Annotated in this window: 13 protein-coding genes; 1 reads left to right on the top strand and 12 read right to left on the bottom strand. The window is 47.5% G+C overall.

The genetic code is table 11. From position 1 onward, the window contains the following. Positions 1-66: 66 nt before the first annotated feature. From RTR76_RS04435 to RTR76_RS04390, 10 genes are all read right to left on the bottom strand, one after another. Positions 67-2,451, bottom strand: coding sequence for an ATP-binding protein (locus RTR76_RS04435; RefSeq protein WP_312517109.1), 2,385 nt, complete (start codon positions 2,449-2,451; stop codon positions 67-69). A 38-nt stretch (positions 2,452-2,489) separates the two neighbouring features. Then, positions 2,490-2,741, bottom strand: a complete 252-nt coding sequence (locus RTR76_RS04430; protein WP_312517107.1) for a hypothetical protein — start codon at positions 2,739-2,741, stop codon at positions 2,490-2,492. A gap of 19 nt (positions 2,742-2,760) precedes the next feature. Beyond that, positions 2,761-3,444 (bottom strand): type II CAAX endopeptidase family protein, encoded by a 684-nt coding sequence (locus RTR76_RS04425; RefSeq protein WP_312517106.1) that lies wholly within the window; start codon positions 3,442-3,444, stop codon positions 2,761-2,763. 132 nt (positions 3,445-3,576) lie between these two features. After that, complete coding sequence (gene gatB / locus RTR76_RS04420) at positions 3,577-5,010, bottom strand: Asp-tRNA(Asn)/Glu-tRNA(Gln) amidotransferase subunit GatB (protein ID WP_312517104.1); 1,434 nt, start codon at positions 5,008-5,010, stop codon at positions 3,577-3,579. Between the two features lie 3 nt (positions 5,011-5,013). Then, complete coding sequence (gene gatA, locus RTR76_RS04415) at positions 5,014-6,471, bottom strand: Asp-tRNA(Asn)/Glu-tRNA(Gln) amidotransferase subunit GatA (protein ID WP_312517102.1); 1,458 nt, start codon at positions 6,469-6,471, stop codon at positions 5,014-5,016. Between the two features lie 11 nt (positions 6,472-6,482). Beyond that, positions 6,483-6,773: an Asp-tRNA(Asn)/Glu-tRNA(Gln) amidotransferase subunit GatC gene (gene gatC / locus RTR76_RS04410; RefSeq protein WP_312517100.1), complete on the bottom strand. Its 291-nt coding sequence runs from the start codon at positions 6,771-6,773 to the stop codon at positions 6,483-6,485. Between the two features lie 69 nt (positions 6,774-6,842). After that, complete coding sequence (ligA, locus tag RTR76_RS04405) at positions 6,843-8,864, bottom strand: NAD-dependent DNA ligase LigA (protein WP_312517098.1); 2,022 nt, start codon at positions 8,862-8,864, stop codon at positions 6,843-6,845. 20 nt (positions 8,865-8,884) lie between these two features. Then, a complete protein-coding gene (pcrA, locus tag RTR76_RS04400; RefSeq protein WP_312517096.1) occupies positions 8,885-11,131 on the bottom strand; it encodes a DNA helicase PcrA in 2,247 nt (748 codons plus the stop codon). A 227-nt stretch (positions 11,132-11,358) separates the two neighbouring features. Then, positions 11,359-11,784, bottom strand: coding sequence for a VOC family protein (locus RTR76_RS04395; protein WP_312517094.1), 426 nt, complete (start codon positions 11,782-11,784; stop codon positions 11,359-11,361). A gap of 11 nt (positions 11,785-11,795) precedes the next feature. Further along, the gene (locus tag RTR76_RS04390; RefSeq protein ID WP_312517092.1) at positions 11,796-12,209 is read right to left on the bottom strand and encodes a GNAT family N-acetyltransferase; all 414 of its coding nucleotides are present in this window, start codon (positions 12,207-12,209) and stop codon (positions 11,796-11,798) included. Between the two features lie 432 nt (positions 12,210-12,641). Between RTR76_RS04390 and RTR76_RS04385 the strand changes: the two genes are divergently transcribed. Next, positions 12,642-13,109, top strand: coding sequence for a redoxin domain-containing protein (locus RTR76_RS04385; protein ID WP_312517090.1), 468 nt, complete (start codon positions 12,642-12,644; stop codon positions 13,107-13,109). A gap of 157 nt (positions 13,110-13,266) precedes the next feature. Here the strand turns inward: RTR76_RS04385 and RTR76_RS04380 are convergent, their stop codons facing one another. Beyond that, a complete protein-coding gene (locus RTR76_RS04380; RefSeq protein ID WP_312517088.1) occupies positions 13,267-13,560 on the bottom strand; it encodes a hypothetical protein in 294 nt (97 codons plus the stop codon). A 61-nt stretch (positions 13,561-13,621) separates the two neighbouring features. Further along, positions 13,622-14,329, bottom strand: coding sequence for a L,D-transpeptidase family protein (locus tag RTR76_RS04375; protein ID WP_312517267.1), 708 nt, complete (start codon positions 14,327-14,329; stop codon positions 13,622-13,624). Positions 14,330-14,455: the final 126 nt, after the last annotated feature.

Genomic DNA, 14,455 nt, shown 5'->3' with positions numbered 1-14,455 from the left:
ACCTTATCTGTATAAAATTTTGTACCCCTTGGGCAAAGTTATCCTTGCCGCAAGGGGTTTTTGTACCTACTTTTCTTCTTTTTCCAGGCTTTTACTGAGTTTAAGCAAGGTCTCCGTATAGCTGTATAATTTTTGCTGCACACTCTGATGAATGGTCTCAGCAGGAGTACCGGTAAGAATTTCAATGCCCTGATCAATTGTTTTTACCGGATAAATATGAAATTGTCCTTGCTGAACGGCCTCCACAACTTCATCATTTAGTGTCAAATCCTTCACATTCTGATGAGGGATCATCACGCCCTGCTTACCGTTTAAGCCCTTTAACTTACAGACGGCGTAAAAGCCTTCAATTTTTTGTGTTGCACCGCCAATCGGCTGAATCTCACCTTTTTGATTGACCGAGCCGGTCACGGCAATATACTGCTTAATCGGCTGCTCTGAGAGGCTGGAAAGAATGGCATATAATTCGGTACTGGAAGCGCTGTCACCGTCAACGCCTTCGTATAACTGTTCAAAGGTCAGACTGGCTGTCACGGTAAGCGGCTGCTTCTGCGCATATTTTTGTCCCAAATAACCACCAAGAATGAGTACACCCTTACTATGGCTGGTACCACTCATCTCGGTCTCCCGTTCGATGTTGATAACGCCGTGCTTGCCAAGGTAGGTATTAGCAGTAATCCGTGAGGGCTTGCCAAAGGTATACTCCCCTACGGCCAGCACCGCCAGGCCATTTACCTGTCCGACCTTTTCATCATCAGTATCAATCAGGAACATGCCTTCCTCAAACATTTCCTGCAGCTTTTCCTCATACTTATTAGAGCGGCAGCGCTTTTCATCAATGGCCTTTTTAATATGCTGAACGCTGACAACCGTACTTTGGTCCATCGTCGCCCACGTATCCGCTTCACACACTACTTCTACAATATCACTGAAGCGGGTCGTCAGTTTATCCTGTGATCCGGCCAGGCGGGTAGCATGCTCCACCATTTTGGCAACAGCAGACCTGTCAAACGGTTTTAACTGTTCTTTTTTGACAGTAGATGTAATAAATCCTGCCAGCTTCTGTCTGTTGACATCATTGTTTTTCATGTCAATATCAAAATCAGCATAAATCTTAAACAGCTTGCGAAAATCTTCATCATAATTAAACAACAGGTGATACAGAGAAGGATTGCCAATCAAAATGATCTTTACATTCAGCGGTATTGCCTGGGGTTTAACCGAGGCCATCGCCAGCATTCCATACTGATCACTTAAGTTTTCAATCAGCAGCGTATTGGTCTTCAGAACGCGCTTGAGTCCTTCCCATGCACCGATATTTGTCAAAACATCGCGAATATTTAAAAGTAAGTACCCGCCATTAGCGCGATGCAGTGCTCCAGACTTAATCATGGAATAATCGGTACTAACCACACCCATCCGGTTTTCATATTCAACTCTGCCTACCAGATTGTAATAGGTGGGATTGATTTCAAAGACTACAGGAGCACCGTCCATGTCGCGGTTATCCACTAATAGATTGACTTTATATTTATCTTTGATCGAATCCTGCATGTTCTTCTTAAACATAAGGAAGGGATTGTTTTCTTCTTCATTTGCCGCTGGTTTGAAGTCATTGATGTTTTTAACTACTTCTGATTTAACGGTGTCCAAATAGGCAACAACTTTTTCAAAGGCCTGATACTTTTCTTGCAAATCATCAATAAAATGACCTGCCGCAAAAAGTCCCACCTTTGTATCCAGGCCTTTCAGTTCCTCTCTGGCCTGCCGCTCAACCTGCTGCACCATGCGGACAGCATCCATCGCTTTTTCATGAACAGCGACCAGGTTTTTTTCAATACCTTCCCGCTTGTCTTTATCGAGCTTTTGAAATTCCTCCGGTGTTACCGGCGTACCATTTTCAATAGGCAAGCCGACAAAACCGGTAGTGGACCACTGCGGCGAGATTGCATTTTGCTCGCAATATTGATTAAACCCTTCCATAATAACAGCTCGTTTAGCCTGAAAGGTCTTAACAATTTCCCCTTTGGCTTCTTCGTAATGATCACCGCTGAATATTTTAGGAATATCATTTTTCAGGTTTTCCACTAAATCCTGCATATCCTGACGAAAGATACTGCCTTGACCGGCAGGCAGCGACACCGCTATGGGCTGACTGGGATTTTCAAAATTATTGACATAGCACCAGTCATCAGGAACGGCTTCATCCTGCGCAACCTTGTGAACAGCCGATTTGGCATAGGTGATTTTCCCGGTGCCTACTAAGCCGGAAATAAAAATATTATAGCCTGGTATTTTCGTGAAAAGACCAAATTCAACAGCCTTTACCGCCCGTTCCTGGCCAATCATGACTTCCAGTGGCGGTGCGCTTTCGGTAGTATCAAAATTGAATATACTTTCATCGCATTGAAAGCGAAGCTGCCCGGCCGATAGTTCAAGGCTTTCGGTCATCTCATCAATCCCCTTTATGGTTTATTGCTGCTTATCGTTTATTGCATTTCACTCCACGACAGTTCAGTACTGCCACAGACAGTACAGGTATCAAAATAGGCTTCCGGCTGAATGGCGGCAGCATTGGCAAAAGCCTTGGTGGCACCAAGACGGGTCATGCCAATGAGAGCACCGGTGCTGTCAAAAGAACCGATCACCCCGGAGCTAGGACCATTGGCATAAGGAGCAACAGAGGGGACTTTACTTGATTCAAACTGGCTGCTGTTACCACAGTGGCTGCAATAAGGCATAGGTTCATCTCCTTTTTAATTAAACTAATGGTATACCAAGAAACAATAAAATTACTTTTGTTGAATTAATGAAAGAGTGCGCAATTATTGAGCTCAAGAGTGAACCTGTCCAAAAGTACAACAGAGCCAAGCCTACTCCCACTACAATAATTTCCACCAGCCAATAGGCATTAAAATGCAATAGCGCAAAGATAGCGGCGCTGAATACCGCTCCGCCCCATAAGCCGAATCGGTCTTTCAGCGGGAGGAACGTGAACATCCGGTACAATAATTCCTCCGTAACAGGAGCAGCTAGCCCGGCTAAAAAAAGAGGTACCATCAGCTGCTGCCAGTTTAAGGCTTGCTGAACTTGAGCGACAAGCGGATGCTGAACAGGAGTCGCAAACAAAGTAGTGGCATAGAGCCGTTCGCTGTACATACTCACGCCGAGCAAAAATATGCCTGCAAGTAAACCGGCCATTACATTGCGCCCCAGCTTATCTGTTGACAGGCCAAGCTCCTGCAGATTGCCATGCTTACTGCGGACAGCAAACCATACCAGGCCGATTACTACTAGCCTGTCAGTCATTTCTACAGCAAAAGATGACGATTCGCCAAGCAGCACCGGATAAACGGCCCGGACCAGCAATAATCCTACTACAATGCGCAATACATAGACCATCACTACATCTTTGATTGTCCACGGTACTCTTTTGGACAGCATACTACTTACCTCATTTTTCAGCTTAACAATATCATTATGCACTCGCATAGATGGTTTCATGCAAAGAAAAAAGCGCCCAAAGGACGCTTCAAGGTTGTTAATAATTACTATTTAGTTTGCAGCTAACTATCATTACATGCGCTCGCGCAGCAATTTATTGACCAATTCAGGATTAGCACGGCCTTTAGTCTGTTTCATTACCTGACCGACAAGAAAACCGATGGCTCGTTCTTTACCGGCCTGGTAATCAGCAACCGACTGAGGGCTGGCAGCAATCACCGCTTCTACAACGGCAATAATGGCACCTTCATCGCTAATCTGTACTAAGCCTTTTTCCTGTACGATCGTTTCGGCAGTCTTACCGGAGGTCCACATTTCTTCAAAAACAGTTTTTGCTATTTTACTGGAAATGGTGCCCTTATCTAGCAGCACCAACAGGCCTGCCAAACGTTCCGGTGTGACCAGGCACTCGTCAATGGTAGCTTCTCCGGCATTGAGGTGTTTGGACAAATCACCCATCAGCCAGTTCGCTGCCGCTTTGGCATCTGCGCCCAGCTTAACTACCTGGTCAAAATAATCGGCCATAGCCCGGCTGGCAGTAAGTACTTCTGCATCATACGAGGACAATCCGTGGCTGTCTACCAGTCGCACCTTACGGGCGTCGGGCAGCTCAGGGAGGTTAATCCGGATCTCTTCCACCCGGGCCGGATCAACTACAATAGGGACAAGATCCGGTTCTGGGAAGAAACGGTAATCATGAGCCTGTTCCTTGCTGCGCATAGAGATGGTGATTCCCTTGCCGTCATCCCAGGAACGGGTTTCCTGAATCACCCGGCCGCCTTCATCAAGCACTTCGGCCTGACGTTCCACTTCATATTCAATCCCGCGCTGAACAGAGCGGAAGGAGTTCATGTTTTTCAGTTCCGCCTTGGTGCCTAACTGAGTAGCCCCCATGGGGCGCAGCGAAATATTCGCATCGCAGCGCAGGCTGCCTTCTTCCATTTTGCAGTCCGAAATATCAATATATTGTAAAATTGCTTTCAGCTTTTCCAGATAAGCTTTTGCTTCTTCAGCAGAACGGATATCCGGCTCAGATACGATCTCGAGCAGCGGCACGCCGGTACGGTTGTAGTCGACAAGCGCATAGTCAGACCTGGCAATGGTTCCGGCATGAACCAGTTTGCCTGCATCCTCTTCCATATGGACTCGTGTAATACCGATACGCTTTATTTCACCGTTCACTTCAATATCCAGATAACCGTTTACGGCGATCGGTAAATCAGACTGTGAAGTTTGGAAGTTCTTTGGCAGGTCAGGATAGTAGTAGTTTTTGCGATCAAATTTACTGAAAGGGAGGATTTGGCAGTTAAGTGCCAAACCGGTGCGAACAGCGAAATCCACCACTTTTTCATTTAATACAGGCAAAACACCCGGCAGTCCGAGGCAGACGGGACAAACATTGGTATTTTGCTCAGAACCAAATTTTGTGCTGCAGCCGCAGAATATTTTAGATTCGGTTTTCAGTTCCGTATGAACTTCCAGACCGATAACAACTTCATAGCTCATAACTTAAACCTCCCCCAGCGGCGCAAAACGCTTGTGATAATCTGTATTTTGTTCAAAGGTATAAGCGGCACGCAAAATAGCAGCCTCGCCCAGTGGTCTGCCGATCAGCTGCAGGCCGATAGGCAGATTGCCTGCAAAGCCGCAAGGCAGCGATAAAGCCGGTGTTCCAGCCAGGTTAACGGGAATGGTGCAGACGTCCTGCAGATACATTGCCAGTGGATCATTGGATTTCTCACCAAGCTTAAAGGCCGGTGTCGGTGCCGTAGGGGTTACTAAAAGATCAACTTTTTCAAAAGCCTGATCGAAGTCCCGCTTGACCAGCGTGCGCACTTGCAGTGCTTTCTTATAATAAGCATCATAGTAGCCAGAGCTTAATGCATAGGTTCCCAGCATAATCCGGCGCTTCACTTCTGCGCCGAAACCTTTGCTGCGCGTGTTTTTATACATGCTGACAATGTCATCGCCATCTACCCGCAGTCCAAAGCCGACACCGTCATAACGGGCCAAATTCGAACTGGCTTCAGCGGGAGCAATTACATAGTAAGCCGACAGGGCATATTCTGTATGAGGCATAGATACTTCCACAACCTCAGCACCCATCGCGGTAAATTGTTCAACAGCCTTATAAATGGCTTTTTCCACTTCCGGCGCCATGCCGGCAACAAAATATTCTTTTGGCAAGCCAATGCGCAAGCCTTTGACGTCATTAACCAATGCCTTAGTATAGTCAGTTGCTCCGGCTTTAACCGAAGTGGAGTCCTTGCTGTCGTGACCGGCAATGGCATTGAGGACAATCGCGCAGTCGGTTACATCGCGGGTAATTGGACCGATTTGATCCAGTGAGGAAGCATAAGCGACCAGACCATAACGGGATACCAGTCCATAAGTTGGCTTTAAGCCTACTACACCGCAGTAAGCCGCTGGCTGGCGAATAGAGCCGCCTGTATCCGAGCCCAGTGCCCAGACCGCTTCACCGGCTGATACGGCTGCCGCCGAACCGCCGCTCGAACCACCCGGTACAGTCGATATGTCCCAGGGATTTGCGGTGTGCTGATAAGCGGAGTTTTCTGTAGAACCGCCCATAGCAAACTCGTCCATGTTGGCTTTACCGATGACTACAGCCTGCTCGGCAGCAAGCTTTTCGATTACGGTTGCGTTATAAGGCGGTACAAAGTTTTCCAGCATCTTGGAAGCGCAAGTAGTCTTAATATCCTTTGTACAAATGTTATCCTTAATTGCACCAGGAATCCCTGCCAACGTGCTGATTTCTTCCCCGTTCTTGATCCGCTCATCAACTGCCTGAGCAGTTGCCATAGCCGTCTCGCGGGTTTGGGTTATGTAGCTCTTAACCTTATCTTCTACCGCATCAATGCGGGAAAAAACAGCCTTGGTAAGTTCCACAGCAGAAACTTCCTTGCTTTTCAGCTTGCTGTGCAGTTCATGTATAGTTGAATGAAACACAACGCTCCCCCTTATCCTTCCATAATTTTCGGCACTTTAAAGTAGCCTTCTTCCTGCTCCGGCGCATTGGCCAATGCCAGCTCACGGCACAGGGAAGGAACTGCCTGGTCAGGCCGCATAACATTTTGGAGAGGCAGCACATGGGCGGTCGGCTCAATCCCGGTTGTATCTACACCTTTAAGCACCAGCATATAGTCGAGAATAGCATTTAATTCACCGGTGACCTGCTCCACTTCGGCTGCAGGAATCTCCAGGCGCGACAGCAGTGCTACCTGCTGAACATCTTTGTTGGTAATTTTCATATTTTCACTCCATTCGCCAGCAATCCGCAAAATTTCCATATTGCTCTATTATACCATGTTTGTCCAGTTTTACGAGAGGCTGGGTTCCTCATCTCTCTGGGCGGTGTCAAGCAACGCCATGAGCTCTGCTTCATTCAGTACAGTAATACTCAGCTTTTGGGCCTTATCCAGCTTACTGCCTGCCTCTTCGCCTGCCACCACATAATCTGTTTTTTTGCTCACCGATGAGGTGACTTTGCCGCCCTGGCTTTCAATCAGTTCGGCTGCATCATTGCGGGTAAGGGTAGGCAGCGTGCCGGTTAGCACGAAGGTCTTTCCGGTTAGCGGGAGAATCCCGGTTGTCCGGCGTATTTCTTCCGTCAGCTTAACACCTGCCGCTGTCAGTTTCGTAATAAGGCGCTCTGCTTCGGGCCGCGCGAAGTACTCCACTACACTTTCAGCTATGCGCGGGCCAATTTCATCCAGTGCCGTCAATTCGTCGGCAGACGCCTTAGCTAGCAACTCAATATCACCAAAATGACGGGCTAAGGTAGCAGCCGCCTTGGCACCGACGAAACGAATGCCCAGACCAAACAGCAGCCGGGCAAGTCCGGCCTGCTTACTGGCAGCAATGGCTTCGATCAGATTCTGTGCCGACTTAGGTCCCATCCGTTCCAGATTAAGTACTTGCTCAGCAGTAAGCGTATATAAATCAGCTGCATCTGCCACCAGGCCCGCATCGACCAGGCTGGTAACCACCGCCTGCCCAAGACCATCGATGTTCATCGCATCGCGGGACACAAAATGGATGAGTCCTTCTCTGAGCAGCGCAGGACAGGCACTATTTATGCATTTGTGTGCCGACTCACCGGGAATGCGCAGCACCATGCTGCCACATTCGGGACAGGTGGCGGGCATGACAAAGCTCTTTTCAGCACCGGTACGCCGCGACTCGACTACCGAAATAACCTCCGGTATGATTTCACCGGCCTTGTGGATGATAACGGTATCACCGATACATATACCTTTTTCTTTTATAAAATCCTCATTATGCAGCGTTGCCCTGCTGACTGTACTGCCTGCCAGGCGTACAGGCCGCAAGACAGCGGTAGGCGTAAGCACGCCTGTGCGGCCAACGCGCACAACAATGTCTTCTACGATGGTAGTGGCCTGCTCAGCGGGAAACTTAAAGGCAATTGCCCAGCGGGGATCTTTGGCTGTAGAACCAAGCTGCCGCTGACCGGCCAGGCTGTTAACCTTGATCACCAGCCCGTCAATGTCATACGGTAAATCAACCCGTTTTTCCGCCCAGCTTTGACAGTATGCAATGACTTCGCTAATTGTTTTACATACCCGGTAATGAGGATTGACTTTAAACCCAAGCTCCTGTAAGAATTGCAAGGTTTGATCATGGGTGGTCACAGCAAGCTCTTCTCTGGCCCCCATACCATAGACGAAAATATCCAGCGTACGTGAAGCCGTAACCCTAGAGTCCAATTGACGCAGCGACCCTGCAGCAGCATTGCGGGGATTAGCCAGCAGCGGCTCGCCGGCCTCTAAGCGCTCATCATTTAACCGATCAAAGGCCGGACGGGGCATATAGGCTTCCCCCCGTACTTCCATTACGGGCGGCACCTGGCCGTTCAGCACGAGCGGCACCGCTCTGATGGTTCGGACATTAGAGGTTACATCTTCGCCTTCCGTGCCATCCCCACGGGTAGCTGCCCGGAGTAATCGTCCCGACTCATATACAAGATTAATGGCTAACCCATCAATCTTCAGTTCCACTACATATTCGAGCGAATCGTCCGGCAGCCCGTTTCTCACCCGCGTATCAAAGGCCAGTAAATCCTCAGCAGAAAAAGCATTAGAAAGACTGAGCATCGGCACCGAATGAGCCACCCGCTCGAAGCCCTCGGCCGGTGTTCCGCCAACGCGTTGTGTAGGCGAGTCAGGAGTGATTAACTCAGGGTGATCCTGTTCGAGTTTGACGAGACGCTGATACAGCCGGTCAAATTCTGCGTCCTCAATCTCAGGAGCGTCCAGCACATAATAACGATGACTATGATAATGGAGAAGCCGCCGAAGTTCATCGATTTCTTGGGCAATCACAACTATCTACTCCTCTTGACTTATAATTTGGTAATGGGAGCGTATTGAACCATAAGCTGCCGTATCCCCTGATTAGGGAACGCAATTTTCAATTCCTGATTCGCACCTGTACCGCGTACTTCCACAACCGTTCCAACACCCCATTTTGTGTGCTGGGCCTTATCGCCTGCCCGCCAGTCGGCAGTTGCCGAAGTACCCGCTTTCGTGAGATGAGGCTGGTAAGGCTGAGTAGATTGCGAAGACGACTGTACTGGCGCCATTTTAGGTTTAACCAGGGAAAGACGGGGCTTGTCCTGCTCAATACCCCTGCCTGAGCCAAAACTCATACGATTGGGCTGAGCATTGTGTTTTTGCAGCAAAGTACCTGGAATCTCTTCTAAGAAACGGGACTGCGGATAAGCTACAGTATTCCCATATAAGGTACGCATCCGGGCATTTGAAACATACAGCTTGCGCTCGGCCCGCGTAATCCCCACATAACAAAGTCGCCGTTCTTCCTGCAGTTCTTCTTCATTCATCAGTGTCCGGCTATGGGGAAATACGCCTTCCTCCAGTCCTGCCAGAAACACTGTCGGAAACTCCAGCCCTTTGGCAGAGTGAAGCGTCATCATCGTCACCCGCTCATCTGCCAAGTTTGCATTGTCGATATCAGCAACAAGGGCCACATGATTTAAAAAGTTCTCCAATGTGTTTTCCACATCGCCGAGCGTAAACTCTTTGGCAACTGACAGCATTTCCTTTAAGTTTTCAATACGCGCTTCCGATTGGGGCGTTTGCTCATTCTCCAATTCGGTCAAATACCCCGAATCACGCATAATTTTATCAATTAATTCCGAGACCGTCAGCGTATCCTTGGCACCGATAAGCGTAAACAAAAGTGTCGCTAAGTCTTCCAGCGGTCGTTTAGCTCTGGCTGTCAGTCCAGGTACGGCATCGGGGTTGGATATGGCATCAAACAGTGTCAGTCCCTGGCTGGCAGCATACTCTGTCAGACGCCCCACCGAAGTATCACCGATCCCCCGCCGTGGAACATTGATAATTCTAAGCAATGCAACCGTATCGGCAGGATTGAATAACACTCTGAGATAGGCGAGCATATCTCTGATTTCCTTGCGGTCATAGAATTTGAGGCCCCCTACCATAGTATAGGGAATACCGGCTTTAATAAACGCTTCCTCAATAACGCGGGACTGAGCATTTGTCCGGTACAGAGCAGCCATCGTACCATAAGTCTGCCGGTAAACGGTATTCAATTTAATTACCGTATCGGCAATAAACCGGGCTTCATCACGCTCATCTGACGCCAGGTAGTGAGTAATAGTTTCGCCACCGGCATTATCGGTCCACAGGTTTTTCGGCTTGCGCCCGCTGTTGTTTTCAATGACCGCATTAGCGGCATCCAGAATCGTCTGTGTTGACCGGTAGTTTTGTTCCAGCATGATAATCTTGGCTTCCGGATAATCTGCTTCAAAATCCAGGATATTGCTGATATCCGCACCCCGCCAGGCATAAATACTCTGGTCCGCATCTCCTACCACGCAGAGATTGCGTGATTTGGCAGCCAGGATTTGCGCCAGTAAATATTGGGCATGATTAGTGTCCTGATATTCATCAATGAGTATGTATTTAAATTTATCCTGATACTTGGTCCGGACCTGTTCATTTTCCTGCAGCAGCTGCACAGACAGCATCAGTAAGTCATCAAAATCCAGCGCATTGTTCTGCCGGAGCTTTTGCTGGTACAGCGTATATATTTCAGCAACCTTAACTGTATGGAAATTATCGGCCTGCTGCTGAAAATCCCTAGCATCAAGCAAGCTGTTTTTCGCATTGGAAATAGCTGCTTGAATGCTGTTTGGAGGAAAGTGCTTTTCATCGATATTAAGCTCTTTCAGGCACATTTTAACCAGCGCCTGTGAGTCGCCTGAGTCATATATTGTGAAGCTGCGGCTGTAGCCGCCGTGATTTTCTATCTCGAAGCGTAAGAACTTGGCACAAAAGGCATGAAAGGTGCTTAACCAAATATCTTTGGCCTGGGGGCCTACCAGCGAGTCAACCCGCTCGCGCATTTCCGCTGCCGCTTTATTCGTAAATGTAATTGCCAGGATATTATAAGGCGCCACTCCCTGTGCCAGTAAATGGGCAATGCGGCACGTCAGTACCCGTGTCTTACCGGAACCGGCACCGGCCATAATCAGAAGCGGTCCGTTAATATGAGTAGCCGCTTCCAATTGAGCGGGGTTAAGGCGTTCATAAATATTTTGCATACTATCCTCCGGATGTAAATAAGTTTTCAGCACAAATCTCGAAACTTCGGTGAATTGATATATTTTCCCCAAAAAGCAGCTATTTCCTGTCTGGCTCTGCAAAAAAATCCCTGACCTGGCGGTTATAGTGCTTTTGGACAAAGTAATCACAAAAATTGCCATCAGCTGCTGCAGCTAAACCGGCAAAAGGAGGACGTCTCAACCGAGACATCCTCCCTTTGCTTTCCCTATTCAATCACTACATGATCCCGTTCATCAAAACTCCAATATGGGTTGTAAGCAACCTCCCAGAGATGCTTGTCCGGATCAGCAAAATATCCGCTATACCCTCCCCAGAAGACTTTATGCGGTGGCTTTACAATAGAAGCGCCTACTTTCTCCACCTGAACAAATACTTGGTTTACTTCCTCTTCACTTTTGGCGTTATACGCCAGTGTTATTCCTGAAAAGCCACTTCCCTGCTCAGGTATAGAAACATCGTCAGCTAGCATTTTTCTTGGATATAAAGCTAATACAATACCGCCCATATCAAAAAAGGCAATTGAATCACTGCTGTCTCCTGCGGTCTTCCAGCCTAGTCCATCCCGGTAAAACTTTAGCGATGCTGCTAAATCGCTCACACCCAGAGTAATAACATTTAATTTTTGTCTCATATGCCCTCCTGTCAATAGGCGTTCTTCTGATTGCTCATTTTAATATATTCCCTGCCATCCTTATTAAAGGGTTCCCCTGTTTCCTGTAACCCGAAACGCCTATAAAAACCAGCCTTATTGCTGCGAGCATTGCACCAAACCACGCCAATTCCGCTTTGCCTCGATTTGGCCAACACAAAATTCAACAGCTGCGTACCAAATCCCTGCCCCTGCAGTTCTGTCACTGTGGCAAACTTGCGGAATTGCAGTTCCCCTTGGGATACAAAAACAGAAATAACCGACATCAGCTGGTCACCCCTATATAAGCCGTAATGCGTCCCCTTTTCGTCATCAGCCAGCATAACATGAGTAATATCTTTGTCAGGCCACATGACTTGCTGCCTTAACTGCCATGTCTCCTGTGCCTGTATTTCTTTTATTTCCATGCTGATCTCCTACCATTATGGTCTATTTTGCCACTTCTATTATCTCATATTACTAGCAATAATTGACAGTCGCCTTCTTAAAAAAAAATTCGTAATTCAATGTCAAACCGCCTTCATTTTGCATACCATACACAAAACCAACAAACATCAATCTTCAATTAGGAGGGAATACTTATGGGTTTCGGTTGTGGTAATGGGAACAATGGCAGCTGGGTTATCATCATTATTATCATCATTCTCTTATTGTGGTTCTGCCAAGACGACTGTTCTCCTAGCTGTTAAAAAAACTACCTCTTGCCTACCTCCCTTTTGGTATAGTGCACCACCTAAGAACCGCTGCCTTAAAACAAGGCAGCGGTTCTTTTCCTTGCGCATACAAAACGACCAGAACCGGGTATTCTATAGTTATCTTAAAAGAAGGAGCACTACAATATGAAGCTCATTGCAGTAGGTGATACAGCACCTGATTTTACTATTCGTGATGACCGGGAGGACACCAGACAACTATCCGGCTACTTAGGTAAGAAACTGCTGCTTTCGTGGCATCCGCTGGCCTGGACGCCCGTCTGCACCGATCAGATGCGGTCTTTGGAAAACAATTGGCAGACCTTTGAAAAATTCAATACCATTCCACTAGGCTTCAGCGTTGATGCCCAGCCTTGTAAAAAAGCTTGGCGCATGGCTATCCAGGTGACAAATGTCCATCTTCCTTCCGACTTTTGGCCTCATGGCCAAATAGCAAAAAGCTATGGAATTTTTCGGGACAAAGAAGGCTTCTCCGAGCGGGCAAATATTTTGATTGATGAATCAGGCAAGGTGATGTGGGTGAAAGTCTACCCCCTAGAGCAGCTGCCGGATATTAATGAAGTGCTCAACTTTCTGTCTATTAACCATAAGTAATGAAAAAAAGGAACCGAATTCTGCTAAGAATTCGGTTCCTTCTGCATGTAGACAAACGTACCTAAAAAGAGATTGCCACGTCGTTTTACTCCTCGCAATGACAGTAAAGTCAGGTGTCATCGCGAGCGTAGCGTGGCAATCTCCTTTTTAGGCAAAATTAAAAAGTTTTCATACTTGGCTGCTTTTTATCGCTGAGTGTCCGGTAATAATCTTCTAATTGAATATCCAGCGCAGCACTGGCAGTCATGATTTCGCCGTCAACATATTGTTCATTCATCATTAAATCCTGCAAGGTCTGGCGAAGAGTTGCCACTTGCTGCTGTACCTGCTGAAAACCGGCCATTTGACTGGTTGGCGCCTGGCCCTGACTTTGCACGCTCTGCCCGGATGTTGCCTGATTTTGTGTAGCTTGATTGGCAGAAGACTGATTTGTCATAGTAGTGTTTTGCATTGCTATCCCTCCAAATCATGGTTTAGCAATAGCATTCCTGGAAATGGCAATTTACATGCGTCTACATCCCCAAAAGTTCCAGTGTTTTTCTGTCTGCATACCCGGTGACTTTTACACCCTTATCATGCTGAAAGCGCTTAACGGCTGTTTCCGTATCTCTGTTAAAGAAGCCATCAGCCTTACTTTCCAAATATCCTAACGTTCTCAGCTTTCTTTGCAATTGTACAACATCCGCTCCGGTAGTCTCATATTTGAGAACGCGCTGGATGCGAATCAGTTGACCTTCAATGCGCACAGGCGTTCCCACCGGTACCCATTCGTACAACTCTTCAATATCCTTGTTGCGCAAGCGAATACAGCCCTGACTGATAAAATGCCCGATACTCCAAGGCCGGTTAGTCCCATGGATACCATAACCCCCCCAGGGAACATCGAGCCCCAAAAAGCGTGTGCCAAAAATATCCCCTGCACGGTAGGACTTCCAGATAACAGTCCAGTCTCCAATCGGAGTGGGAGTATCACTTTTTCCAACTGCTACTCGATACTTTTTGTATACTTTGCCGTCATTATAGAGCTCCAGCGTTCGGTCTGCAATTTTGACGACAATCGATATACTACCCGTAGGGGCAGTAGTCGGTTGATTAGGAAGAGCAGCCAGCTCATGGTCATCCCAATATTCAAAGCCGGCGATGCCAATGAACAGGCTAAGAATAAGCAGTGACGCAATTGCAAAATAAGTTTTGGATTTTGGTATGGTGATGGTATGTATTTTTAATCACCTCCGCCTTACGCGAAAAACAGTTTCGTCACAATATATGTGACGACTAATCAATATATCCCTAGAGATTTATTAGAAAAGATTTGGGTTGCACCAAGTCCTTTAGGACGCAGGTGG

The sequence above is a fragment of the Anaerospora sp. genome, from assembly GCF_032013335.1.
In the GTDB taxonomy this organism is placed as follows: Bacteria; Bacillota; Negativicutes; order Sporomusales; family DSM-15969; genus Anaerospora.
The sequence above is the reverse complement of the archived record's forward strand: the minus strand, read 5'-3'. Positions and strand labels throughout refer to the sequence as shown.

What these genes read in the sequence shown, in the direction of transcription:
- RTR76_RS04435 (WP_312517109.1), bottom strand. Translation starts at nt 2,451, where the DNA reads ATGACCGAAAGCCTTGAACTATCGGCCGGGCAGCTTCGCTTTCAATGC.
- RTR76_RS04430 (WP_312517107.1), bottom strand. Translation starts at nt 2,741, where the DNA reads ATGCCTTATTGCAGCCACTGTGGTAACAGCAGCCAGTTTGAATCAAGT.
- RTR76_RS04425 (WP_312517106.1), bottom strand. Translation starts at nt 3,444, where the DNA reads ATGCTGTCCAAAAGAGTACCGTGGACAATCAAAGATGTAGTGATGGTC.
- gatB (WP_312517104.1), bottom strand. Translation starts at nt 5,010, where the DNA reads ATGAGCTATGAAGTTGTTATCGGTCTGGAAGTTCATACGGAACTGAAA.
- gatC (WP_312517100.1), bottom strand. Translation starts at nt 6,773, where the DNA reads ATGAAAATTACCAACAAAGATGTTCAGCAGGTAGCACTGCTGTCGCGC.
- pcrA (WP_312517096.1), bottom strand. Translation starts at nt 11,131, where the DNA reads ATGCAAAATATTTATGAACGCCTTAACCCCGCTCAATTGGAAGCGGCT.
- RTR76_RS04395 (WP_312517094.1), bottom strand. Translation starts at nt 11,784, where the DNA reads ATGAGACAAAAATTAAATGTTATTACTCTGGGTGTGAGCGATTTAGCA.
- RTR76_RS04390 (WP_312517092.1), bottom strand. Translation starts at nt 12,209, where the DNA reads ATGGAAATAAAAGAAATACAGGCACAGGAGACATGGCAGTTAAGGCAG.
- RTR76_RS04385 (WP_312517090.1), top strand. Translation starts at nt 12,642, where the DNA reads ATGAAGCTCATTGCAGTAGGTGATACAGCACCTGATTTTACTATTCGT.
- RTR76_RS04380 (WP_312517088.1), bottom strand. Translation starts at nt 13,560, where the DNA reads ATGCAAAACACTACTATGACAAATCAGTCTTCTGCCAATCAAGCTACA.